This is a genomic window from Pseudomonas sp. 25 R 14 (assembly GCF_900004755.1).
In the GTDB taxonomy this organism is placed as follows: Bacteria; Pseudomonadota; Gammaproteobacteria; order Pseudomonadales; family Pseudomonadaceae; genus Aquipseudomonas; species Aquipseudomonas brenneri.
Genome location: NZ_CVTS01000038.1, coordinates 269,877 through 294,323, shown reverse-complemented (window position 1 = coordinate 294,323; position 24,447 = coordinate 269,877). Strand labels below are relative to the sequence as shown.

Annotated in this window: 19 protein-coding genes; 14 read left to right on the top strand and 5 right to left on the bottom strand. The window is 61.4% G+C overall.

Going from position 1 to position 24,447, the window contains the following annotated elements; all coding sequences use genetic code 11:
- The first annotated feature begins 121 nt into the window (after positions 1 to 121).
- From BFQ03_RS11170 to BFQ03_RS11150, 5 genes are all read left to right on the top strand, one after another.
- Positions 122 to 1,066, top strand: a complete 945-nt coding sequence (locus BFQ03_RS11170) for a LysR family transcriptional regulator (protein ID WP_032861280.1) — start codon at positions 122 to 124, stop codon at positions 1,064 to 1,066.
- A gap of 107 nt (positions 1,067 to 1,173) precedes the next feature.
- Entirely contained in the window at positions 1,174 to 1,692 is a 519-nt protein-coding gene (locus tag BFQ03_RS11165; protein WP_032861279.1) for a sigma-70 family RNA polymerase sigma factor, read from the top strand.
- Complete coding sequence (locus BFQ03_RS11160; protein WP_065943093.1) at positions 1,689 to 2,624, top strand: FecR domain-containing protein; 936 nt, start codon at positions 1,689 to 1,691, stop codon at positions 2,622 to 2,624. Before BFQ03_RS11165 ends, BFQ03_RS11160 begins: the two co-directional genes overlap by 4 nt.
- A 194-nt stretch (positions 2,625 to 2,818) precedes the next feature.
- A complete protein-coding gene (locus tag BFQ03_RS11155; RefSeq protein WP_065943092.1) occupies positions 2,819 to 5,209 on the top strand; it encodes a TonB-dependent receptor in 2,391 nt (796 codons plus the stop codon).
- A gap of 117 nt (positions 5,210 to 5,326) precedes the next feature.
- Positions 5,327 to 5,542 (top strand): TOBE domain-containing protein, encoded by a 216-nt coding sequence (locus BFQ03_RS11150; RefSeq protein ID WP_003173733.1) that lies wholly within the window; start codon positions 5,327 to 5,329, stop codon positions 5,540 to 5,542.
- A 125-nt stretch (positions 5,543 to 5,667) separates the two neighbouring features.
- On the opposite strand, the gene BFQ03_RS11145 is transcribed toward BFQ03_RS11150, so the two are convergent.
- Genes BFQ03_RS11145 through BFQ03_RS11135 form a run of 3 tightly spaced genes read right to left on the bottom strand, consistent with a single transcriptional unit; the run spans position 5,668 to position 8,481 of the window.
- A complete protein-coding gene (locus BFQ03_RS11145; RefSeq protein WP_065943091.1) occupies positions 5,668 to 6,816 on the bottom strand; it encodes a MalY/PatB family protein in 1,149 nt (382 codons plus the stop codon).
- Positions 6,817 to 6,865: 49 nt separating this feature from the next.
- Entirely contained in the window at positions 6,866 to 7,546 is a 681-nt protein-coding gene (locus tag BFQ03_RS11140) for a Crp/Fnr family transcriptional regulator (RefSeq protein WP_065943090.1), read from the bottom strand.
- Positions 7,547 to 7,593: 47 nt separating this feature from the next.
- Positions 7,594 to 8,481, bottom strand: a complete 888-nt coding sequence (locus BFQ03_RS11135) for a LysR family transcriptional regulator (protein WP_065943089.1) — start codon at positions 8,479 to 8,481, stop codon at positions 7,594 to 7,596.
- 113 nt (positions 8,482 to 8,594) lie between these two features.
- Here BFQ03_RS11135 and BFQ03_RS11130 point away from each other — a divergent pair, with 113 nt between their 5' ends.
- Positions 8,595 to 9,455, top strand: coding sequence for a DMT family transporter (locus BFQ03_RS11130; RefSeq protein WP_050593390.1), 861 nt, complete (start codon positions 8,595 to 8,597; stop codon positions 9,453 to 9,455).
- Between the two features lie 738 nt (positions 9,456 to 10,193).
- Here BFQ03_RS11130 and narL read toward each other — a convergent pair.
- A complete protein-coding gene (gene narL / locus BFQ03_RS11125; protein ID WP_032861267.1) occupies positions 10,194 to 10,841 on the bottom strand; it encodes a two-component system response regulator NarL in 648 nt (215 codons plus the stop codon).
- The gene (locus tag BFQ03_RS11120; RefSeq protein WP_032861266.1) at positions 10,838 to 12,643 is read right to left on the bottom strand and encodes a HAMP domain-containing protein; all 1,806 of its coding nucleotides are present in this window, start codon (positions 12,641 to 12,643) and stop codon (positions 10,838 to 10,840) included. The genes narL and BFQ03_RS11120 overlap by 4 nt, the downstream gene beginning before the upstream one ends.
- Positions 12,644 to 12,953: 310 nt before the next feature.
- On the opposite strand from BFQ03_RS11120, the gene BFQ03_RS11115 reads away from it, so the two are divergent.
- The 8 genes from BFQ03_RS11115 (at position 12,954) to moaA (ending at position 24,335) form a co-directional block, all read left to right on the top strand.
- Positions 12,954 to 14,219: an MFS transporter gene (locus BFQ03_RS11115; RefSeq protein ID WP_082445629.1), complete on the top strand. Its 1,266-nt coding sequence runs from the start codon at positions 12,954 to 12,956 to the stop codon at positions 14,217 to 14,219.
- On the top strand, positions 14,216 to 15,613 hold the full coding sequence (locus BFQ03_RS11110; protein ID WP_065943088.1) for a NarK family nitrate/nitrite MFS transporter: 1,398 nt from the start codon (positions 14,216 to 14,218) through the stop codon (positions 15,611 to 15,613). The genes BFQ03_RS11115 and BFQ03_RS11110 overlap by 4 nt, the downstream gene beginning before the upstream one ends.
- Positions 15,614 to 15,682: 69 nt before the next feature.
- Positions 15,683 to 19,456 carry a nitrate reductase subunit alpha gene (locus tag BFQ03_RS11105; protein ID WP_065943087.1) on the top strand — a complete coding sequence of 1,258 codons (3,774 nt, stop codon included), beginning with the start codon at positions 15,683 to 15,685 and terminating at the stop codon, positions 19,454 to 19,456.
- Between the two features lies 1 nt (position 19,457).
- Complete coding sequence (narH, locus tag BFQ03_RS11100; RefSeq protein WP_032861258.1) at positions 19,458 to 20,996, top strand: nitrate reductase subunit beta; 1,539 nt, start codon at positions 19,458 to 19,460, stop codon at positions 20,994 to 20,996.
- Between the two features lie 3 nt (positions 20,997 to 20,999).
- On the top strand, positions 21,000 to 21,755 hold the full coding sequence (gene narJ, locus BFQ03_RS11095; protein WP_065943086.1) for a nitrate reductase molybdenum cofactor assembly chaperone: 756 nt from the start codon (positions 21,000 to 21,002) through the stop codon (positions 21,753 to 21,755).
- On the top strand, positions 21,748 to 22,425 hold the full coding sequence (gene narI, locus BFQ03_RS11090; RefSeq protein WP_032861252.1) for a respiratory nitrate reductase subunit gamma: 678 nt from the start codon (positions 21,748 to 21,750) through the stop codon (positions 22,423 to 22,425). Before narJ ends, narI begins: the two co-directional genes overlap by 8 nt.
- Before the next feature lie 10 nt (positions 22,426 to 22,435).
- Positions 22,436 to 23,347: a peptidylprolyl isomerase gene (locus tag BFQ03_RS11085; protein WP_065943085.1), complete on the top strand. Its 912-nt coding sequence runs from the start codon at positions 22,436 to 22,438 to the stop codon at positions 23,345 to 23,347.
- Between the two features lies 1 nt (position 23,348).
- On the top strand, positions 23,349 to 24,335 hold the full coding sequence (moaA, locus tag BFQ03_RS11080; RefSeq protein ID WP_065943084.1) for a GTP 3',8-cyclase MoaA: 987 nt from the start codon (positions 23,349 to 23,351) through the stop codon (positions 24,333 to 24,335).
- Positions 24,336 to 24,447: the final 112 nt, after the last annotated feature.

Here is a 24,447-nt window from a genome sequence, read left to right as displayed (position 1 = left end):
TCGAAATCCTTTTGTAAGGCTTTGTTCTTATGGGCCGGACTGTACGGCGGCCGAGCAATGCGCTACAAATCGAATCTCGCTTACAGCCGATACCCTCAAGGTATCGATAACAAGGAAAAAAATGAGTAGTCCGCTGATCTCCCGCAGCCTGTTCAACCGCCTGCGCTACAAGCATTTGCATATGCTGGTGGCCTTGAGTTCCAGTCAGAATCTGCACCGCGCCTCCCAGGCCTTGAACATGTCGCAACCGGCGGCCACCCGCATGCTGCGCGAAATCGAGGACATGTTTGCCTGCGACCTGTTCGAGCGCCTGCCCCGTGGCATGCGCCCCACGGCGCTGGGCAAGGAGTTGATCCGCTTTGCCGAATCGGCCCTCAGCGGCCTGGACCGCTGCGCCGAAGACCTGATGGCGCGCCAGCAGGGCGGTTATGGCTACCTGGCAATCGGTACCATCATGGGCGCTGCGCCGGACCTGGTGATGGACTCGATTGCGCAGATCAAATCCCTCAACCCGCAACTGCGCATCCGCATCATGGGCGACACCAGTGACCAGGTGATCCAACTGCTGGAGCAAGGACGCATCGACCTGGCCATCGCTCGGCGTAACGCCGCAACCGACAGTGAGCACTACAGCTTCGAGCCGCTGGGCAACGAGCGCTTGCTGGTGGTGGTGCATGCCGGGCACCCGCTGGCGCAGCGCGCAAGCTTGCCGTTGGCCGAACTGGTCAGCGACTGGCCGTGGATCCTGCAACCGCAAAGCAGCCCCGCGCGCATAGGCTTTGACGAAGCGTTGCAACACCAGGCCTTGCCCCTGCCGGCGGACATCATCGAATGCAGTTCGGTGTATTCCATGCAGCAGTTGATTCAACTGACTGACGCGATCATGGTCCTCTCCGAAAGCGCGCTGCGCGATTACTTGAAAATGGGCCTGGTGGTGGCGTTGCCGGTGGAGCTGGAGGTGACGCTTGCGCCATTTGGCATCTTGCTGCGCAAGGGCGAACCGGTGAGCCGGGAGTTGGGGTTGTTTATCGATTTGCTGCGACGCAAGGTCAGGACGCTTGATTAACAGCCTCCGCCCGTCTACCTGACAAAAAGAACATGGTGTGTCTCAGGGATATTAAATAGAATGAATCTCATTTGAGACTCACTCGCGCCGCCCAGGGTTCGCTTGCCATGAATGATGCAGTATTGCCAACGACCACCTCCGAACCCAGCCTGAAAACCTTGTACCGCGACCATCGCAGTTGGCTGGAAAGCTGGTTGCGCCGGCGCCTGGGCAATGCCTGGGATGCCGCCGACCTGAGCCAGGATACGTTCCTGCGGGTGCTGGCCAGTGCCCAGCCAGTGGCGCAACTGCAGGAACCACGGGCCTACCTGGTGACGGTGGGCAAGCGTTTGCTGGTCAACTTTCATCAGCGGCGCAGTCTGGAGCAGGCCTACCTCAATGCCCTGGCACGCTTGCCCGAAGACTGCGTGCCCTCTCCGGAGCAGCGCTGGTTGCTGCTGGAAACCCTGCAGGCCCTGGATGAACTGCTCGACGGCTTACTGCCGGTGGTGCGCCGGGCGTTTCTCTGGAGCCAGCTCGAAGGCCTGGGCTACCGGGAGATTGCCGAGCGGCTCAAGGTCTCGGAGCGCACGGTCAAACGCTATATGGCCCAGGCCTATGAACATTGCCTGCTGGTGGAACTGTGAGCGGCACCGCACCGGATGTGGCGCGGGCGGCGGCGCAATGGCTGGCGCTGCTGGAATCCGGCACGGCCGGCGAGCGCGACCACACCGGCTTGCAGCAATGGCGCGATAGTCACCCCCAGCATGAGCAGGCCTGGCAAAAAGCGCAGTTGCTGCGCCAGCGTTTTGCCGAGTTGCCATCCTCCCTGGCCATGGCCAGCCTTGATCGCCCGCAACCGGGTCGGCGTGCCGTGCTCAAGCGCGCCCTGGGCGTGGCAGCACTGGTGCCGGCGGCATGGTTGCTCAGTCGCCAGTTACCCATCGACGTGTGGCGCGCCGACCTGCACACCGCCACGGGCGAGCGCAAACAGCTGCCGCTGGCCGATGGCAGCGCCCTGCAACTGAACACCGCCAGCGCGGTGGATGTGGATCTTGCTCGGCGGCGCCTGACCCTGCTCGATGGGGAAATGGCACTGAGCGTGCCAGGGGCAACTGCGCTGACCGTCCACACCCGTTATGGCCAGGTCATTGCCCGCCAGGCCGAGGTCTGTGTGCGTCAGTTGGCGGACGCTTGTCGGGTATCGGTACTCAAGGGCCAGGTACAGGTGCTTGACATGCACGGTCGAACCACCTTGATGCACGCTGGGCAACAAGCACGGCTAGAAGCCTTGGGGCTTGCTGCACCGAGTCCTTTCGACATCTTGCAGTTGGGCTGGCGTGACGGTGTGTTGACGGCGCAGAACCAGTTGTTGGGTGATTTCCTGCGCGAGCTTGATCGCTATCGCCCGGGTGTCCTGCGCTGGGACCCGAGCCTGGAAGCCTTGCGTGTCACCGGCAGTTTCCGTCTGGATGACACCGATCGCATCCTCAGCCTGCTGGCCACCACCCATGGGCTGCAGGTGCAGTTGCGCACGCGTTATTGGGTCACGCTGGCACCGCGCAAAACCCTCAGTTGATGGCGGTCCATTGGTAGGAGCGAGCTTGCTCGCGAAGGACGTCAACGATGACGCAGTACTTCAGGTTTATCGCGGCGTTCTCAAGTTTTTCGCGAGCAAGCTCGCTCCTACAAAAAATCAGCATTTTTTCTCTGTCCCTTTTTTTCGGCTCGCCTGTCATCCAAGGCAAGTGAACGAAAACAGAGAGCCTTTTAATGCCCGTCGTCCCGCCATCGTTACTGCGCCTGAGTCTGGTGCTGAGCCTGAGTGCCAGCCCGTTGTTTATTCCTGTGAGCTGGGCCGAGGACGCCGCCCGGCGCAGTTATCAGGTGCCTGCCGGCAGCCTGGGCAGTGCCTTGACGCGCTTTGCCGGGCTGGCCGGGGTCAACCTGTCGGTAGACCCGGCCCTGGTTGGCGGCCAACAAAGCGCCGGGATTTCCGGCGAGTTTGCCGTCGAAGAAGGCTTCGCGCGCCTGCTGCAAGGCTCGGGCCTGCAATTGCTGGCGGTGGGGGAAGGCGCCTATACCCTGATCCCCGCGCCACAGGGCGGTGCCTACCAGTTGCCGGCCACCTCGATCCTGGGGGCTGCGGCCCTACCTGTCGCCGACACTTACGCCGGTGAGCAGGTCACGCGCAAAGGCGCCCAGGGCCTGTTGGGCGATAACGACTTTATGGACACGCCCTTCAACCTCACGTCCTACACCGCCAAGGCAGTGAAAAACCTCCAGGCCCGGACTCTCGGCGAAATGGTCGCCAGTGACCCCTCGGTGCGCATCACCAACCCTTCCGGCGGGCGTTTCGAGCAGTTTTCGGTGCGCGGCTTCAGCCTGTTCAATAGCGACGTGTCCTACGGCGGCCTGTATGGCGTGTTGCCGACCTACGCCATCGACATGGAAATGGTCGAGCGCGTCGATATTCTCAAGGGCCCCGGCGCCTTGCTTGGCGGTATCGCACCTCGGGGCAGTGTTGGCGGCGGGATCAATATCGAGCCCAAGCGCGCTGCGCAGATACCGCTCACCGAGTTCACCGGTAGCTACGCCTCGGCCGGGCAGTTTGGTGGTGCGGTGGATATCGGTCGGCGCTTTGGCGACGAGCAGCAGTTTGGCGTGCGCTTCAATGGGGTGAAGCAGTCCGGCGATACCGAGTGGGATCACCAGGAGGTTGACCGGGAAATGACGGTGATCGGGCTCGACTATCGCAAGGAGCGGGTGCGCCTGTCCCTTGACCTTGGTCGCCAGGAACGCACCGCCGATGCCCCCCAGGAGCGCGTGGAAGTCGCCAGGGGCAGCGTGATGCCCAAGGCCCGGGATATCCGCGACAATTTCGCCCAGTCCTGGACTTACTCCCATACCAAGGACACCTTTGGTGCCGTACGCGGTGAGTTTGATATCAGCGATTCGTTGATGGTCTACGCCGCTGCCGGTGCACGCAAAGGCAACTATGGCTTCCTGCGTCATGGTGTGCAGGCGACCCAGAGCAATGGCGACTTCACCGTGGTGCCGCGCAGTTTTCGCCGTGACGAAGACGTGAAGACCGTCACCGTCGGCGCTCGCAGCTGGTTCGATACCGGCCCGGTGGGGCACACCCTCAACGTCAGCCTCAATCAGTTCAATATGGATTTCGACAACGCCGGCGAGCGCTACACGCCGGGCAAGAGCAACCTCTACAACCCGGTGGTCTTGCCCCGTCCAGGCAAGGCCGTGCGCTGGGATACCAGCACCCACACCGAGAACCGCTTCACCAGCCTGGCGCTGGCTGACACCCTCAGCTTTTTCGATGAACGCGTGCTGTTGACCTTGGGCGCACGTCTGCAAAAGGTCCAGGTGACGTCATGGAGCAATGGTGTAAAAGACCAGCCTGAGTACGACGAGCAAGCCACATCGCCGGCCCTCGGCCTGGTGGTCAAGGTGACTGATCAATTGTCCCTGTACACCAACTACATGGAAGGTTTGAGCCAGGGCGAAACCGCGCCTTCCAGCGGAGTGCGCAACGAAAACGCGATCTTCCCGCCGACCAAGAGCAAGCAGGTGGAAGTGGGTGCCAAGTACGACATGGGCAGCTTTGGCATGACTGCCAGCCTGTTCCGGATCAAGCAGCCGTCCTACGGTATAGACACCCAGGGCTTCTTCAAACCCAATGGTGAGTTGCGTAACCAGGGTGTGGAATTGAACGTGTTTGGCGAGCCTGTATCGGGCGTACGCCTGCTTGGCGGGGTGATGCTGCTCGACAGCGAGCAGACCAAGACTGCCCAGGGGCTCACGGACGGCAAGCGCGGTACTGGCGCGCCGATTGCCAACGTCAATCTGGGCGCCGAATGGGATATACCACGCCTGCAAGGCCTGACCCTGACCGCCCGCGCGATCCATACCGGTGCGCAGTACCTGGATGCCGCCAACCAACAGAAGATCGACAATTGGGAACGCTATGACCTGGGCGCGCGCTACACCTTCAAGGTCAAGGACAATCCCGTAACCCTGCGCGCCACCGTGGAGAACGTGCTGGACACTACGTATTGGGCATCGGCTGCGACCTCCAGCGACAGCGCGCCAGGCTTGACCCTGTCTACGCCGCGTACGTGGCTGGTATCGGCAACAGTTGGATTTTGATATGCAATTAAGGAATAAATAAATAGTTATTTATTCCTTTTGTTGTTTGTGTGAAAGGCGCATTTTGAGGGCCTGCGCATTCGTGCGGATTGACCCAACAGTGAAAGGAAAGCCGACATGACCATCAAAGCGATCAACGTGCGCAACCAGTTCAAGGGCGTGATCAAGGAAATCCTGCTCGGCGAAGTGGTGTCCGAGATCGACGTGCAAACCGCCTCCGGGATTGTCACCTCGGTGATCACCACCCGCTCGGTGCGCGACCTGGAATTGAAGGTGGGCAGCGAAGTGATTGCCTTCGTCAAATCCACCGAAGTGTCCATCGCCAAGCTCTGATACCAATCCTGCACACCTTTGTAGGAGCCGGCTTGCCGGCGAAAAACCTGAGAACGCTGCGGGGTATCAGATAATCCGCGTCATCGTTGACGATTTTCGCTGGCAAGCCAGCTCCTACAAAGTGTTCAGCGGTTATTCAGGCTGCGCTCCAGGCGTGAAATACCTTCTTCCAGCAATGCCCGCGGGCAGCCGAAGTTCAAGCGGACGAACTGTTGGCTGTCATCGCCAAATTCAATGCCGGCACTTAACCCGACCTTGGCCTGCTCCAGGAAGAACCGCTGCGGATCATCCAGGCCCAGGGCGCTGCAATCGAGCCATGCCAGGTAGGTGCCTTGAGGGGCATGCATGACCATGCCGGGCAGGCGTTTTTGCACCGCGTCCAGCAGGTAGTCGCGGTTGCCTTGCAGGTACGTGACCAACGCTTCCAACCATTCACCACATTGGCTATACGCCGCCCAGGTGGCTTCCAGGCCCAAGGGGCTGACGCTGTCGACCATGCCGCAGCGCGCCTTGTTGAAGCGCTCGCGGATGAGCGGGTCCTGGACAATTGCAAAGCAGGTCTTCAGGCCGGCGACGTTGTAGGCCTTGCTGGCGGACATCAGGGTAATGGTGCGCCGGGCGATTTCTGCACTCAGCGAGGCGGTGGGGATATGCCGGCGCCCGTCAAAGCACAGCTCGGCATGGATTTCATCGGAGATGATCAGCGCACCCGTATCCAGGCACGGGTTGGCCACGGCCAGCAACTCTTCGCGGGCGAATACCTTGCCCAGCGGGTTGTGGGGGTTGCTCAACAGCAGTGCGCCGGCGCCCTGCAAGGCCTGGCGCAAAGCGGGCAGGGGGGTGAGATATTCGCCGTGGGCGCTCAGTTCAAACGGCACTTCGATCTTCGGCAGGTTCCAGTTGCCCGCCGCATGGCGCAGCGGTGCGTAGTTGGGGGTTTGCAAGACCACCGGCTGGCCCGGTTGCACAAAGGCGTGCAAGGCCATGTTGAAGCCCGGTTCGACGCCCGGCAGGAACAGCAATTCATCGGGCTGCACGCGCCAGGCGTACTTGTCCCACAGGTCGCGGATGATCGCCTCGCGCACTTGCGGGCGGGCGACGCTGTAGCCAAGCATCTGCTGGTCCAGGCGCGCGTGCAGGGCCTTGAGGATCGCCGGCGGGGCGGCGATATCCATGTCGGCAATCCACATCGGCAAGACGTCTTCGGGGTAGCGGCTCCACTTGGTACTGCCGGTGCCGAGTCGAGGGTGGATCGTGTCGAAATCAAAGCTCATGGGGGCGCTCGTGTCAGGAAGGCGGGCGAGGAATGGCGTCGATTCTAAGTCAGCCGGCCTGATAGGTCATCAATTGCTCCTCGCACAGAATCCGGATCGTACGCCGTTGTACCTCGATCAAGCCGGCGTCCACCAACCGGTGCAGGATCCGCGAAAACGTCTCCGGCTGAATCCCCAGTTTTGACGCCACCAGACGCTTGGGCACCTGCAGCACCACGTCGCCGCTGACGGCATCGCGCTCCTGGATCAGAAAGTTGATGACCCGGCGGCTGGCATTGGCCAGGGTCAGGGTGTCGATGTCCTTGAGGCGTTGATGCAAGTGCAGGCTCATGGTGCCGAGGATCGCCAGGCAGATCTGCGGCTGGTCCTCCAGGGCCTTGCGGTAGTGATGCCCCTCGATGCTCACCAGCACGCTGTCCTTGAGCGCCGTGGCACTCACCGGATACGCCTTGGCCTGGCTGAACAGCAGGGCTTCGGCAAAGGTCTGGCCGGGGCGGATGACTTCCACCAGGTGCTCCTGGCCTTCGCCGGTGACCCGGTGCAACTTGACCTGGCCACTGACCAGCAGGAAAAACCGATCGGCAGGATCGCCCTGATGCATCAAGGTCGCGTGCCCGGGCAGGCGCTTGAGATTGGCCAGGGTGCAGACATCCTGGAAAATCTTCTCCGGCAACGGGCTGAACAGATGATGTCGGCGCAGGGTTAAAACGATGGATGGATGGGTCAGCATGGCGTACCTCCGCTCCCGTCCATGGTAGAGCGTGAGGCCGGTGGGGCCTATGCCTCGTTGGAGGTAACCCCGTGGAGGCAGTGGCCCTGCAGCAGTGCCGAAAATGCGTCCCGCGCCGGATGGCAGCCTGCGTTGGCATGCCAGTAAAACAGGTTGTCGATGCGCGTCAGTTCCGCGAACTCGTGGCCTTGCCAGTTGGCGCCCTGACGATATTGCTCGTAGATCCCACGCGGGACCAGCGCGGCGCCGTTGCCGGCGCTGACGCAGCCGATAATCGTGCCGTAGCTGGCGATGCTGATGATTGACGCGGCCTGGTCGTGACGTGACAACCATTGCTCCAGGGCCAGGCGATATGGGCAGCCTGTCGGCCACATAAACAGGGTCAGGTCCTGCAGGTCCGTCACGCTGCGCACCGGCCCCAGGGACTTGGGGGCGATCAGCACCAGGTCTTCGCTATACAGCAGCGTGCTTTCCAGCCCTGGGCGTTGCACATCCACGGCGACAATCGCCGCGTCAAGCCGATGATGCTGGATATCATCGAGCAACTGCGACCAGGTGCCGGTGCTTAACTCCAATGATACCTGGGGATATAGCGCGTGATAGCGCGCCAGCAACTGCGGCAAGCGCCCGGTTGCACTCGACTCGATAGCACCGATACGCAAACGCCCATGGGGCGCGCCACCGGGTGCGACGGCACGCCGGGAGGCTTCGGTCAGGTCGAGAATTTTCGTCGCGTATTCGATAAACACTTCGCCGGCGGGGCTGACCCTCAGGCCCCGGCCTTCTCGAACAAACAATGCGATACCGAGTTCTTGCTCCAGGGACTTGAGCCTTGCTGTGATATTGGACGGTACGCAATGCAACTGTTCGGCAGCACGGGCAATGCTGCCCAACTCGTAGACCGTCTTGAACATGCGCAGCTGGGACAGTTCCATGATTCACCTGGAGTGAAGGGTGGGCTCAGTTTAAGTCACTTTTTTCAGGGCTTGGGTTTTCTCATACTTTTGCCAGGCAGTGCCTGTGTGCTGCCACGTTCTTGAGAACCCTCATGTCCCGCGCAAAAGTTGTCCTGGCAACCGGTTTCGTCATCCTCTGCTGGGCGTATTCGCCTGTCGGCATCCATATCGCCTTGCAGGCTTATGCTCCCGATAACCTGGCATTACTGCGGTTTGTGATTGCTTCGATTTTTATGGCCGGGGTGGCTGGGTTCAAGGGTGTTTCACGGCCTCGGGTCCGGGATTTCCCTATGTTTACCGTGCTGGGGCTGTTTGCGGTGACACTGCACCACATCGCCCTCAACTACGGCCAGCGCGGTGTGAGTGCCGGGGCGGCGAGTGTGCTGGCGCAATCTACGCCTTTGTTCAGCGCGTTGCTTGCCAGCACGGTGTTCAGGGAGCGGATCAGCACCTGGCAATGGGGCTGTGTGCTCGGTGGCCTGCTCGGTGCGGGGGTAGTAGCGGTTGGGGATCGCGGTTTTGGCGAGCTGGATGGGCACGGCTTGTTGATCCTGCTGGCAGCGGCATCCTGGAGCCTGTATTTCGCCCTGCAAAAGCGATATGCCCAGCGTTATGACGGGCTGACGATGGTGTGCTTCACCCTATGGTCAGGTACGGCGTTGCTGCTGGTGTATCTGCCCGGATTACCGGAGGAATTGGCCCAGGCTCCGGTGTCGGTGAACCTGGCAGTACTGGTGCTGGGCATCTTTCCCAGTGCGCTGGCATACCTGGCCTGGGCGTATGTGCTGACACACAGTACAGTCAGTCGGGCAGCGATTTCGCTTTATCTCATACCGCCGGTTGCAATGGTCTTGGCCTGGGTTTTATTGGCGCAGCGGCCTTCGGTGATGGTGATCGTGGGGACGGTTATTGTTTTGGCGAGTGTGGGGGCGTTGACGGTGAAAGTACGGTAATTGGGATTACGGCCAGCGTGGTTTAACGGGGCGCCCAAGATCAAAAGCAGAGCAACAGCAACGCCAGAGCGCGCAGCTGCATTCCCCTGTAGGAGCTGGCTTGAACTGCGATCACGCCAGTAAGAACACCTCGGGGTGTCAGATACCCAACGTCATCGTTAACGACCATCGCAGGCAAGCCAGCTCCTACAGGGGATCTTTGCCGGGCACAAATTTGCGTCACACCGACAATCAAATGTGGGAGCTGGCTTGCCTGCGATAGCCGGAGACCAGCCACCCAAGACAATGACTGAACCACCGCTTTCGCAGGCAAGCCAGCTCTCACAGGGGTACGCGCACGCTTCGACGATCAGGTCGGCTATCAGGCCGCCTCGCTTTGCTTGTGATTTTGATCTTAGGCGCCCCGTTAAACCACGCTGGCCGTCATCCGATATTGATTTGGGGGGTAAACCGGCAGGACGCCGGTTTAGCCGCGCTGGGCCATGGATGGCCCATCGCGGCGGCCCCCCAAATCAATGTCGGATGACGGGCACACCGAGCCTAGGCGAGGTGCCGAGTGGTGGGGCAAGAGCGTTTTGCTTACTTTTGCGCTCTTCAAAAGTGAGCCGCCGTAAGGGCGGAACCCATAGCCGCCATGACCGCAGCAACGGATATGTACACATACCAAGAAGCTTGTGTAGATACCCATGGCCATCGCAGGCAAGCCAAACTCCCACAGGCAATACACACAATCAAACCCTACCCAGCCTGGCGCAAGTGCTCCATCGCCCATACCGCGGCTTCCACCCGCGAGCGCAAGCCCAGCTTGTGCAGCAGGTTCTTCACATGCACCTTCACCGTGCCCTCGGTAATCCCCAGCTTGTGCCCGATCACTTTGTTGCTGTAGCCACCCGCAATGGTCTTCAACACCTGTCGCTCGCGCTCGGTCAATTCCACCGCCGCATGGGGCTGGGGCGAGCGCAGTGCCTGGGCCAGTACGCGCGTCAGGCCGGGGCTGATCACCAGCGCACCGTGCAGTGCATCGCGGATGTACTGGATCAACAACTCAGGCTCCATGTCCTTGAGCAGATAACCATTGGCATCCAGGCGCAGGGCATCGCGGATGTCGTCTTCGGCATCGGACACGGTAAACAGTAATACCTTGCCGGCGTATTGCATCGCTCGCAGGCGGCGCAGGGTTTCCAGGCCGTTCATCTGCGGCATGTTGTTGTCCAGCAGCACCAGGTCCGGTTGCAGCGATTCGATCAAGCCCAGCGCTTCCTCACCATTGCCCGCTTCGCCCACGACGTGCAGGTCGTCTTCCAGTTCAAGCATCTGGCGCATGCCGTGGCGCATCATCGGGTGGTCGTCGACGAGCAGGATGCCGTGGCGCAGTGAGGTGTTCATGACAAGCTACCTTCTGGTAAAGAGTGCCCGAGGAATTCCGGGCGAAACAGCAAGTGCACCCGCGTGCCCTGGGGCTCGCGGGAAGAGATTTCGAGCTGGCCGTGCAGGCTGCGGGCGCGTTCGTCCATGATCGTCAGGCCGTGGTGTTCGCGTTGGTCCACCGGCTCGCTGAAGCCGCGGCCGTCATCTTCAATGCTCAGGCTCACGGTTTCGCCGTGTTGGCGCAGTTGCAGCCAGGCATTCTGCGCATGGGCGTGGCGCAGGCAGTTGGACAGCGCTTCACGGGTGACTTGCAGCAGGTGGATCTGCTCACTGGCCGACAGCTGAAAGGCCAGCGCATCTACATGCAAATGCACCTGGAACTCGCCACGCCGGGAGAACTCCTCGGCCGTGTCCTTGAGTTCCTGTACCAGCCCTGCGTCGTGGATTTGCAGGCGGAACGTGGTGAGCAACTCGCGCAATTGCCGGTAGGCGTTGTTCAAGCCTTCGCGCAGTTCGCCGGTGACGGTTTCCAGGGTGGCCTTGGGCTCGTCGCGGCGCAGCAGGGTCTGCATGCGGCTGACTTGCAGCTTCATATAGGACAAGGCCTGGGCCAGGGAGTCATGCAGCTCGCGGGCGATGATGGTGCGTTCGTCCAGCAGCAGCAGGCGGTGGTCCTGCTCACGCTGGCGCTTGAGTGAAAGCGAGGTGCCGATCAGGTTGGCCAGGGCCTGGATCAACTGCTGTTCCCAGTCCTGGGGGGCATGGCCGTCGACAAAATGCGCCTTGAGTTCGCCCAGTTCCGCGCCCTGGTTACTGATGCTGAACACCTGTGGCGGGGCGACGTGATGGCGCTCGCAGGTCGCACAATCACCGATGGCGCAGACGTTACGGCTGTTTTCGCCATGCAGCGCGAGCATCTGTTGCGCCGGGGCGAGGAAGTGCCCTTGCAGGCACAGTGACAGGCGCAGGCCCGGCAGGCGGTTCTGGAAGCGGCGTATCAGCTCGTCAAGGCCTTCGGCATTGGCCAGGCGCGAGGCCAGGCTACGGCTGCTCTCATAGAGCAATTCCAGGGCGGCGTTGGCCTGTTGCAGGTTGAGAGTCTTGTGCTGCACCTGGCTTTCCAGGGTGTGGTGGGACTGTTCGATGGTTTCGGCCAGGGTGTTGAAGCTCAGGGCCAGTTGCCCCAACTCGTCTTGGGAGCGGTGGTTGACCCGCGCCGTGTAGTCGCCATCGCGAAAGCGCCGGGTGGCGTCCACCAGTTCCTTCAGCGGCGTGACCACGCCGTACTGCAACTCATAGAGCCCAATCAACAGGATGATCAGCGTACTGAACAGCGCCAGGCCCTGGATCAACTGTTGCCAGCCTTGTTTGTGCTCGCTCTGTTGCTGCAACAGGCTGACGAACTGGTTGAGTTGCTCGACAAAGGCTGGCGCGCGTTCACGGAAGAAGGTGCCGTCGCCACGTTCGATGGCGGGGAGCAGGTCCTGGTTCCAGTGTTGCTGGATCTGCCGATAGCTCTGTTGCAGGGCGCTGTGCGGGCCGTCTTCGAGCACGGCTTTCAACGACTGGCTATCCAGGCGCCGTTGCAGGCTTTGGGTGATGGCCTGGATTTCATCAATCGGGGCATGGTCGGCGAGCTTCCAACTGAGGTGGTAGGTCTCCATGCGCACCGAGCCTGCGGTGTTGATGGCCGCGCCGTCGCCCTGGCTGAACCAGGCAATCAAACCGGCGCTCAGGGAGCTGGCCAGGGCCAGGATCGCAATCAGGATCACCGCGACACCGGCCCGCGCGGGCAGGGAGCTGCGCAGCCAGTTAAACATCACGGCGTAATCGAAGGGGTAAGGACAGCAGCATGGCGGCACCTGGCATAGGAAACAGTATTGAATTCTGCATTCCCTGGCGCACTACCTCTAAAGAGTTGCCGGCGCACCCTCCCACGGGAAAAAGCCGGCACAAGAGATCAATCCATTGATAAATAAAGACTTTCTCTTGTTATTTGACCTACCTCCTTAGAGGTAGATGGGCCAAGCATAGGCCAATACCCCCCAGGTGGACGTTGATCTGGGTCAAGTTCTGCGAGGACGTCGCCCCTAACCTGCGCTCATGGATTCATTTCTGGGAGCGCAAAACGTGACTCAACCCCGTGTAAGACAAGGCCTGGTGCTGGGCATGAGTACGCTGGCCTTCACCGTGTGCTTTATGGTCTGGATGATGTTCGCCGTGCTCGGCGTGCCGATCAAAGAGCTGCTGCAACTCAACGAAACCCAATTCGGCCTGCTGGCTGCCACCCCGGTGCTGACTGGCTCTCTGGTACGCCTGCCCCTGGGCCTGCTGACCGACCGCTTCGGCGGGCGCATCGTGTTCTTTGTGCTGATGCTCACCTGCGTGCTGCCGCTGTACCTGATCACCTACGCCACCGCCTTCTGGCAGTTCCTGGTGCTGGGGCTGTTTGTCGGCCTGGCCGGCGGCTCGTTCTCGGTGGGCATCGCCTATGTCGCCAAATGGTTCGACAAGGACAACCAGGGCTTTGCCATGGGCGTGTTCGGCGCCGGTAACGCGGGGGCGGCAGTCACCAAGTTCCTCGCGCCGGCCTTGATTGCCCTGGGCACCTGGCACTTGGTGCCCAAGGTGTTCAGCGCGATCCTGTTCATCACCGCGCTGCTGTTCTGGTTCCTGACCAGCGAAAACAAGGCCCACCGCAGCGCCGGCGGCGCCACCTTGCGCGAGCAGTTGCTGTGCCTCAAGGACCCGGCCGTGTGGCGCTACTGCCAGTACTACTCGATTGTCTTCGGTGGCTACGTGGCCCTGGCGCTGTGGGCGACCAAGTACTACGTGCAGGAATACGGCTTCAGCTTGCAAAGCGCCGCGCTGCTGGCCGCCTGCTTTTCCCTGCCGGGTGGGGTGCTGCGCGCCGTAGGCGGCTGGATGTCCGACCGCTGGGGCGCACAAAGCGTGACCTGGTGGGTGCTGTGGGTGAGCTGGATCTGCCTGTTCCTGCTCAGCTATCCGCAGACGCAATTGCAGGTGCAGACCGTCAACGGCCCGTTGGATTTGCATATCGGCCTCAACGCCACCGTCTTCACCATCCTGCTGTTTGTGATGGGCATCGCCTTCGCCTTCGGCAAGGCCTCGGTGTTCAAGTACATCGCCAATGACTACCCACAAAACATGGGCGCGGTGTCCGGCATCGTCGGCCTGGCGGGCGGCCTGGGTGGCTTCGTGCTGCCGATCATGTTCGGCGCCCTGGTGGACCTCACCGGCGTGCGCTCCTCCTGCTTCATGTTGATGTACGGCGTGGTCTGGGTATCCCTGACCTGGATGTACTTCAGCGAAATCCGCAAGCAACCGCTGCTCGGTAAAGCGGCGGCCCAGCCTCTCCAAGGAGAATCCGCATGACTATCGCGCAAAAGCCCAACTCGGGCCCGGTGATCCACGACTGGCGCCCTGAAGACCCGGCGTTCTGGGGCGCCAGCGGCAAGCAGACCGCGACCCGTAACCTGTGGATCTCGATTCCGGCACTGCTGTTGGCCTTCGCTGTATGGATGGTGTGGAGCACGGTGATCGTGCGCCTGAATGCCATCGGCTTCAGCTTCACCACTGACCAACTGTTCTGGCTGGCGGCCTTGCCCGGTTTGTCCGGCGCCACCTTGCGCGTGTTCTATTCGTTCATGGTGCCAATCTTCGGTGGTCGTCGCTGGACCGCCCTGAGCACCGCGTCGCTGCTGATTCCATCACTGTGGATGGGGTTTGCGGTGCAAGACCCGAGTACCTCCTACAGCGTGTTTGTATTGATCGCGCTGCTCTGCGGTTTTGGTGGCGGCAACTTCGCCTCCAGCATGTCCAACATCAGCTTCTTCTACCCCAAGTCCCAACAAGGCACGGCCCTGGGCCTGAACGCCGGCCTGGGTAACCTGGGTGTGTCGGTGATGCAGTTCTGCGTGCCGCTGGTGATTACTTTCGGCGTGTTCGGCCTGCTCGGTGGCCAGCCGCAGACCCTGGAAGACGGTAGCCAGTTGTGGCTGCAGAACGCCGGCTTTATCTGGGTACCGTTCATCATCACCGTGACCCTGTTCGCCTGGTTCGGCATGAACGACCTGTCCAGCGCCCGCGCTTCGTTCAGCGAGCAGGCGGTGATCTTCAAGCGCAAGCACAACTGGCTGATGTGCTGGTTGTACCTGGCGACCTTCGGTTCCTTCATTGGCTTCTCGGCCGCCTTCCCGATGCTGATCAAGACCTCGTTTCCCGACGTCAACGCCCTGAAATTCGCCTTCCTCGGCCCACTGGTAGGCGCCCTGGTACGCCCATTGGGCGGCTGGCTGGCCGACAAACTGGGCGGTGCGCGGGTGACCCTGTGGAACTTCGTGCTGATGATCGTGATGGTGTTTGGCGTCTTGCACTTTCTGCCACTGAACGGCGAGGGCGGCAGCTTCTACGGCTTCCTCGGCATGTTCATGCTGCTGTTCATCACCACCGGTATTGGCAACGGCTCCACCTTCCGCATGATCCCGGTGATCTTCCGCACCCAGCATGAAAAAGCCAGCGCCGGCAAACCCATCGCCGTGCGTGAGCAAGCCCTCAAGGATGCCAGCAAGGAATCAGCGGCAGTCCTGGGCTTCAGCTCGGCCATGGGCGCCTTCGGTGCGTTCTTCATTCCCAAGACCTTTGGCTCGTCCATGGCCTACACCGGCAGCCCGGCATTGGCTTTCTACATGTTTGTCGGCTTCTACCTGAGCTGCATCGTCGTGACGTGGTGGTGGTATGCGCGCAAAGGCGCCGAGACCCCCTGCTGAGTCGACCCCAATTCACACCTTGCGTGGGCGGGGCACAGAACCCCGCAGCAAGCCTCTGAGGAAAGCACCATGAGTCATTTACTGGATCAACTGCGGTTCTTCAATCGCAAGCAAGACGAGTTTTCTGACGGTCACGGCGAGACCCGCAAAGAGTCCCGCGACTGGGAAAACGTCTACCGTTCGCGCTGGCAGTACGACAAGATCGTGCGCTCCACCCACGGGGTGAACTGCACCGGCTCGTGCTCGTGGAAGATCTACGTGAAGAACGGCCTGATCACCTGGGAAACCCAGCAGACGGACTACCCGCGCACCCGCAACGACTTGCCCAATCATGAGCCGCGCGGCTGCCCCCGCGGCGCGAGCTACAGCTGGTACATCTACAGCGCCAACCGCTTGAAGTACCCGAAGATCCGCAAGCCATTGCTCAAACTGTGGCGCGAGGCGCGCCTGACCCTGTCGCCGGTCGAGGCCTGGGCGAGCATTGTCGAGGACAAGGTCAAGGCCGACTCCTATAAAAGCAAACGCGGCATGGGCGGCTTCATCCGTTCCAACTGGGATGAAGTCAACGAGATCATCGCCGCGTCCAACGTCTACACCATCAAGCAATATGGCCCGGACCGCATCGTCGGCTTCTCGCCGATCCCGGCCATGTCCATGGTCAGCTACGCCGCAGGTTCGCGTTACCTGTCGCTGATCGGCGGCGTGTGCCTGAGCTTCTACGACTGGTACTGCGACCTGCCGCCAGCCTCGCCGATGGTCTGGGGTGAGCAGACCGACGTGCCGGAATCGGCCGACTGGTACAACTCCAACTACATCATTGCCTGGGGCTCCAACGTCCCGCAGACCCGTACCCCGGACGCACACTTCTTCACCGAGGTGCGCTACAAGGGCACCAAGACCGTGGCCATCACTCCTGACTATTCGGAAGTGGCCAAGCTCACCGACCTGTGGCTCAACCCCAAGCAGGGCACCGACGCCGCGCTGGCCCAGGCGTTCAACCATGTGATCTTCAAGGAATTTCACCTGGATAAGCCGAGCGCGTATTTCACTGAATATGCCAAGCGCTACACCGACTTGCCGGTGCTGGTGATGCTCAAACCCATGACCGGCTTTGCTCCGGGCGCAGGCTTCCAGCCCGATCGCTTTTTGCGCGCGTCGGACCTGGTGGACAACCTCGGCCAGGACAACAACCCGGAATGGAAAACCATCGCCCTCGACGAGAGCGGCGAACTGGTCTCGCCACAAGGCGCCATCGGCTATCGCTGGGGTGAGAAGGGCAAGTGGAACATCCTCGCCAAAGAGGGCGGTGAAGGTCGCGAGATCGACCTGAAACTGAGCCTGATCGGCGATGACGTCGCCGAAGTGGCGTTCCCGTACTTTGCCGGTGAAGCCCACGACTATTTCCAGCACGTGGCTGGCGATGCCGTGCAGTTCCGTCGGGTGCCGGTCCACAGCGTGACCCTGGCCGACGGTACCGTAGCCAAAGTGGCAACGGTGTTCGACCTGTCTGCCGCCAACCTCGCCATCGACCGTGGCCTGGGCGGCAGCAACGTGGCCAAGGACTACAACGACGCCAGCGTGCCGGGTACGCCGGCCTGGCAGGAAGCAATCACCGGCGTCAGCCGTGAGAAGGCGATCCAGATCGCCCGTGAGTTTGCCGACAACGCCGACAAGACCCGTGGTCGCTCGATGATCATCGTCGGTGCGGCGATGAACCACTGGTACCACATGGACATGAACTACCGCGGGCTGATCAATATGCTCATGCTCTGCGGTTGCGTCGGCCAGACCGGTGGCGGTTGGGCGCACTACGTGGGCCAGGAAAAACTGCGTCCGCAGTGCGGTTGGTTGCCCCTGGCATTCGGCCTGGACTGGAACCGTCCGCCACGCCAGATGAACGGTACCAGCTTCTTCTACGGCCACAGCTCGCAATGGCGCCACGAGAAGATGAGCATGCACGACATCCTCTCGCCGCTGGCCGACAAGTCGCAATTCCCCGAGCACGCCCTGGACTACAACATCCGCGCCGAACGTGCCGGCTGGTTGCCCAGCGCGCCACAACTCAACACCAACCCGCTGCATATCTGCCGTGACGCCGCAGCCGCTGGCATGGACCCGAAAGACTACGTGGTCAAGTCCTGGCAGGACGGTACCTTGCGCTTTGCCTGCGAGCAGCCGGACAGCCCGGTGAACTTCCCGCGCAACATGTTCATCTGGCGCTCCAACTTGCTGGGTTCGTCGGGCAAGGGTCACGAGTACATGCTCAAGTACCTGCTGGGTACCAAGAACGGGGTGATGAACGAAGACATCGGTCACAGCAGCGAATGCAAGCCGACCGAGGCCGAATGGGCCGAAGACGGCGCCATTGGCAAGCTGGATCTGGTGACCACCCTGGACTTCCGGATGTCCTCCACCTGCGTCTATTCCGACATCGTGTTGCCAACCGCAACCTGGTACGAAAAAGACGACATGAACACCTCGGACATGCACCCGTTCATTCACCCGCTGTCGGCGGCGATCGATCCGGCGTGGGAATCGCGTTCGGACTGGGAAATCTACAAAGGCATTGCCAAGGCGTTCTCGGCCATGTCCGTCGGCCACTTGGGTGTGGAACAAGACCTGGTCACCGTGCCGCTGATGCATGACAGCGTCGGCGAACTGGCCCAGCCGTTTGGCGGCACCGACTGGAAAAGCGCCGGTGTGGCGCCGGTACCGGGCAAGAACGCGCCGAACATGGCGGTGGTGGAACGGGACTACCCGAACATCTACAAGAAGTTCTCGTCCCTCGGCCCGTTGCTGGAAAAACTCGGCAACGGCGGCAAGGGCATCAACTGGAACACTGATGAAGAGGTCGAGTTCCTCGGTGAACTCAACCACCATGAAGGCGACGCGGGCATCAGCCATGGCCGGCCGAAAATCGACACGGCAATCGACGCTGCCGAGGTGATCCTGTCCCTGGCCCCGGAAACCAACGGCAAGGTCGCCCTGAAAGCCTGGGCCGCGTTGTCGGAGTTCACCGGTATCGACCACAGCCACCTGGCGATTTCCAAGGCCCACGAAGCAATCCGCTTCCGCGATATCCAGGCACAACCGCGCAAGATCATCTCCAGCCCTACCTGGTCGGGCCTCGAAGACGAGCATGTGAGCTACAACGCCGGCTACACCAACGTCCATGAAAACATCCCATGGCGCACCATCACCGGCCGCCAGCAGTTCTACCAGGATCACCCGTGGATGCAGGCCTTCGGCGAGCAATTGATGAGCTATCGGCCACCGGTCAACACCCGCACCATCGAAGGCGTGAAGGACAAACGCAGCAATGGCGAGACCGAAATCGTCCTGAACTGGATCACCCCGCACCAGAAGTGGGGGATCCACAGCACCTACAGCGACAACCTGCTGATGCTCACCCTGAGCCGTGGCGGCCCGATTGTGTGGCTCTCGGAAATCGACGCCAAGCGTGCCGGGATCGAGGACAACGACTGGATCGAGTGCTTCAACGTCAACGGCGCCCTGACCGCCCGTGCGGTGGTCAGCCAGCGGGTCAAGGAAGGCATGGTGATGATGTACCACGCCCAGGAACGCATCGTGAACGTGCCCGGCTCGGAGACCACCAAGACCCGTGGCGGCCACCACAACTCGGTGACCCGCGTGGTGCTCAAGCCGACACACATGATCGGCGGCTATGCCCAGCAGGCCTACGGTTTCAACTATTACGGCACGGTCGGCTGCAACCGCGATGAATTCGTGGTGGTGCGCAAGATGGTCAAGGTCGATTGGCTCGATGGTTCCAGCGGTGATGATCTGCCGCGTCCATTGCCGACCGATATCGAGGAGAACTGAGATGAAGATTCGCTCACAAATCGGCATGGTCCTGAACCTGGACAAATGCATCGGCTGCCACACCTGCTCCATCACCTGCAAAAACGTCTGGACCAGCCGTGAAGGCATGGAATACGCCTGGTTCAACAACGTTGAATCCAAGCCGGGCATTGGCTACCCCAAGGAGTGGGAGAACCAGGACAAGTGGAAGGGCGGCTGGGTCCGTAACGCCAACGGCTCGATCAACCCACGTATCGGCGGCAAGTTCCGCGTGTTGGCGAATATCTTCGCCAACCCCGACCTGCCGAGCCTGGACGACTACTACGAGCCGTTCGACTTCGATTACCAGCACCTGCACACCGCGCCCCTGGGCGAGCACCAACCCACTGCGCGCCCGCGCTCGGTGGTGTCGGGCAAACGCATGGAAAAGATCGAGTGGGGCCCCAACTGGGAAGAAATCCTTGGCACCGAATTTGCCAAGCGCCGCAAGGACAAGAACTTCGACCAGATCCAGGCCGACATTTATGGCGAGTACGAAAACACCTTCATGATGTACCTGCCGCGCCTGTGCGAGCACTGCCTGAACCCGGCGTGCGCGGCGTCGTGCCCCAGCGGCGCGATCTACAAGCGTGAAGAGGATGGCATCGTCCTGATCGACCAGGAAAAGTGCCGCGGCTGGCGCATGTGCATCAGCGGCTGCCCGTACAAGAAAATCTACTTCAACTGGAAAAGCGGCAAATCCGAGAAGTGCATCTTCTGCTACCCACGGATCGAAGCGGGCATGCCCACCGTCTGCGCCGAAACCTGCGTCGGGCGAATCCGCTACCTCGGCGTGCTGCTGTATGACGCCGACCGCATCAGCGAAGTGGCCAGCACTGCCAACGAGCATGACCTGTACGAGAAGCAGCTGGAAATTTTCCTCGACCCGAATGACCCGGCGGTGATTCGCCAGGCCCTGGCCGATGGTGTACCGCAGTCGGTGATCGACTCGGCCCAGCGTTCGCCGGTGTACAAAATGGCCGTGGACTGGAAGCTGGCATTGCCGCTGCACCCGGAATACCGCACCTTGCCGATGGTCTGGTACGTGCCGCCACTCTCGCCGATCCAGAACGCGGCGGCTGCGGGCACCGTGGGTATGAACGGGGTGATCCCGGATGTCGACAGCCTGCGGATTCCGTTGCGCTACCTGGCGAACATGCTGACTGCCGGTGACGAAAAACCGGTCAAGCGTGCGCTTAAACGTCTGTTGGCCATGCGCGCCTTCAAGCGCTCCCAGCAAGTGGATGGCGTCGAGGACCTGCAAGTGTTGGCCGACGTGGACCTGAGCGTGACCCAGGTCGAAGAGATGTACCGCTACCTGGCGATTGCCAACTACGAAGACCGTTTTGTGGTGCCCAGCGCCCACCGTGAAGACGCGATGAGCGATGCGTTTGCCGAGCGCTCAGGCTGTGGTTTCAGCTTCGGCAGCGGCTGCAGTGGCAGCTCCGACACCAATATGTTCGGGGCGAAGAAGGCCAACCGCCGTGACGTACTGAAAACCGTACAGATCTGGGAGGACTGAGCCATGCGTATTCTTAAAGTGATTTCGCTGTTACTGGACTATCCCACCGAGACCCTGGTGAGCGGCCGCGATGAATTGGAGCAGGCGATTATCGAATCGCGGGAAATCAGCCCCAAGCAACGCGGTGCATTGTTCGAGTTGCTGGAGCTGATCTGCAGCAATGACCTGATGGATGGCCAGGAGCACTACGGTGCGTTGTTTGGCCGGGGCCGTTCGCTGTCGTTGCTGTTGTTCGAACATGTACATGGCGAGTCGCGGGACCGTGGCCAGGCCATGGTCGACATGATGGCCCAATACCAGGAGGCGGGCTTCGCTATCGGCGTCAAGGAGCTGCCGGACTACATCCCGCTGTACCTGGAGTTCTTGTCCACCCGCGAAGACATCGAGGCCCGCGAGGGCCTGGCGGATGTGGCGCACCTGCTGGCCTTGCTGGCGGCGCGCCTGGACGAGCGCGAAAGCGCCTACGCCAGTTGCTTCCGTGCGCTGTTGCAGATCAGCGGCGCCGAGCCGCACCAGGCGATTGCCGAGTTGCGTGCCCAGGTTGCCGCCGAAGTGCGCGACGACTCCCTCGAAGCCCTGGACAAGGTCTGGGAAGAGGAGGCCGTGGACTTTATGCAGGCCGAGCAGCAGGACCGTTGCAGCGCCATGCCCAGTGCACCGGGCAAGGCCCGCGAAGAAAGTGCGGTGCCGTTGCACTGGGTGGATTTTCAGCACGAAGGGCTGGCCGCCGCGCCAGCCAAGGAGGTGGGTAATGTCTAAGTGGAATTTGCTGGTATTTGGCGTGTATCCGTATGTCGCCCTGGCGATCTGCCTGTTGGGCAGTTGGGCACGCTTTGACCTGTCGCAGTACACCTGGAAGGCCGGCTCCAGCCAGATGCTCAATAACCGTGGCATGCGCGTGGCGAGCAATTTCTTCCATATCGGTGTGCTGTTTGTGCTGGCCGGGCATTTTGTCGGGCTGCTCACGCCGGCGTCGGTCTACCACCATGTGATCAGTACCGAAAACAAGCAATTGCTGGCGATGGTTTCCGGTGGTTTCTTCGGCCTGCTGTGTCTGGTGGGCCTGGTGATGCTGGTCAAGCGCCGCCTCACCGATCCACGGGTACGGGCCACATCAAGCCCGTCGGACATCCTGATCTTGCTGGTGTTGCTGGCGCAGTTGGTCCTGGGTTTGCTGACTATCGTTGCGTCGACCGGGCATATGGACGGTTCGGTGATGGTGATGCTCGCGGACTGGGCGCAGAACGTGGTGTTGCTGCGGCCGGTGGAAGCGGCGGCGGCGATTGCCCCGGTGAGCCTGATCTACAAGGCACACGTGGCGCTGGGCCTGACCCTGTTTGTACTGTTCCCGTTTACCCGTCTGGTGCATATGGTCAGCGCGCCGATCTGGTACCTGGGCCGTCGTTATCAAATCGTGCGGCAAAAGTGAGGAGAACGTCATGACTACAGGATGCGGATGTGGTGGCGGTGCTGGCGGTGGCGGTTGCAGTTCTTCGGCCAAGGCTGTGGACATGGTGGTGCCCGAGGTCGAGGTGGCGGTTGAGCCGCAACTGATCGCCAGCAGCGAGCAGGAATGGCCGATTGTCAGCGTCAACGGGGTGGTGATCACCCCGGAAAATATGGCCCAGGAGTTGCAATATCACCCGGCAGAAAGCCGCGAGGAGGCGGTGTTCCTCGCCGCCCGTGCCTTGGTGATCCGCGAGCTGTTACAGCAGCGGATTCGCGAATTGGGTGTGCAGTTGGAAATCGGCGCCGGCGAGAACGAAGAAGAGGCGGCGACTCGCCTGTTGCTGGAGCGTGAAGTCAAGGTGCCGGAGTGTGACGAAGCCACCTGTGTACGCTACTTCGAAAGCAATCGAGGGCGCTTTCACAGCGCGCCGTTGCTGGCGGTACGGCACATTTTGCTGGAGTGTGCGCCGGACGATGCCGAGGCACGCCATCAGGCACTGTCCCAGGCCGAAGTGCTGTTACTGAGCCTGGAGGAGGCGCCCGGCGCCTTCGCTGAACTGGCGCTGAAGTACTCGGCGTGCCCGTCCAAGGCCCAGGGCGGCTCGCTCGGGCAAGTCAGCAAGGGCCAGACCGTGCCGGAGCTGGAGCGCCAGTTGTTTACCCTGGCGCCAGGCCTGGCCAGTAAACCTCTGGAAAGCCGCTACGGCTGGCATGTGATCTGCGTCGATCAACGTATCGAAGGCCAGCCGTTGCCGTACGAGGTGGTAGCCACGGCGATTCGCACTCAGTTGCAGCAAGGGGTGTGGCAGAAGGCACTGGTGCAATACCTGCAAACCCTGGTCGGCGCGGCCGATGTGCGCGGTATCGCGTTGCAGGGCGCCGACTCGCCGTTGGTGCAGTGATATGAGCCTGGTGGATGGAGTGGGCCGTTCCATTGACTACCTGCGGCTGTCGGTGACTGATCGTTGTGATTTTCGCTGTGTGTATTGCATGGCAAAAAACATGACCTTCCTGCCGCGCCAGCAAGTATTGACCTTGGAGGAGCTGCAACGGCTGGCGACGGTGTTCGTCAGCCAGGGCGTGCGCAAGATTCGCCTGACGGGCGGTGAGCCGCTGATCCGCCCGGGCATTGTCGAGCTGTGCCGCCATATCGCCGCATTGCCCGGTCTGCGCGAGCTGGTGATGACCAGCAATGGTTCGCAACTGGGCCGGTTGGCGCGGCCTCTGGTAGAGGCCGGGGTCAAGCGCATGAACATCAGCCTGGACAGCCTCGACCCCGAACGCTTTCGCGCGATTACCCGCAACGGCGACCTGCGCCAGGTGCTGGGCGGTATCGAGGCGGCACGGGATGCCGGGTTCGAGCGGGTCAAGCTCAACTGCGTGGTGATGAAGGGGCGCAACTTCGATGAAGTCCCGGCGCTGGTGCAGTACGCCATCGACCAGGGCATCGATATCAGCTTTATCGAAGAGATGCCCCTGGGGGATGTGGGGCGCTCGCGTGGTGAAACCTTCTGTTCCAGCGAGCAGGTGCGTGCATTGATTGCCGAGCACCACGCTTTACTCGACAGCACCGAAAACAGCGGCGGCCCGGCACGTTACGTACGCCTGGCCCGGCATCCGCAGACGCGCATCGGCTTTATCTCGCCCAATTCCCATAACTTCTGTGCCAGTTGCAACCGGGTACGGATGACGGTGGAGGGGCAGTTGCTGCTGTGCCTGGGGCAGGACAACGCGGTGGATTTCCGTGCGTTGGTGCGCCGCTATCCGTTGGATGACCGGCCGTTGGTGGAGGCGCTGCACAAGGCGTTGCGGGGTAAACCGTTACGCCATGACTTTACCGGGGAGGGCGAGGTGCAGGTGGTGCGGTTTATGAACATGAGTGGGGGGTGAGGAAGTGCCGGAGCCCTGTCGAACAGTAGTTCCCGTTGTTTTGTATCAAGGGCATTCCGCTGGCCCGCGTGGCTTTTTTCCGTCGTTACCATTGCTCGTTTCTACAACGCGC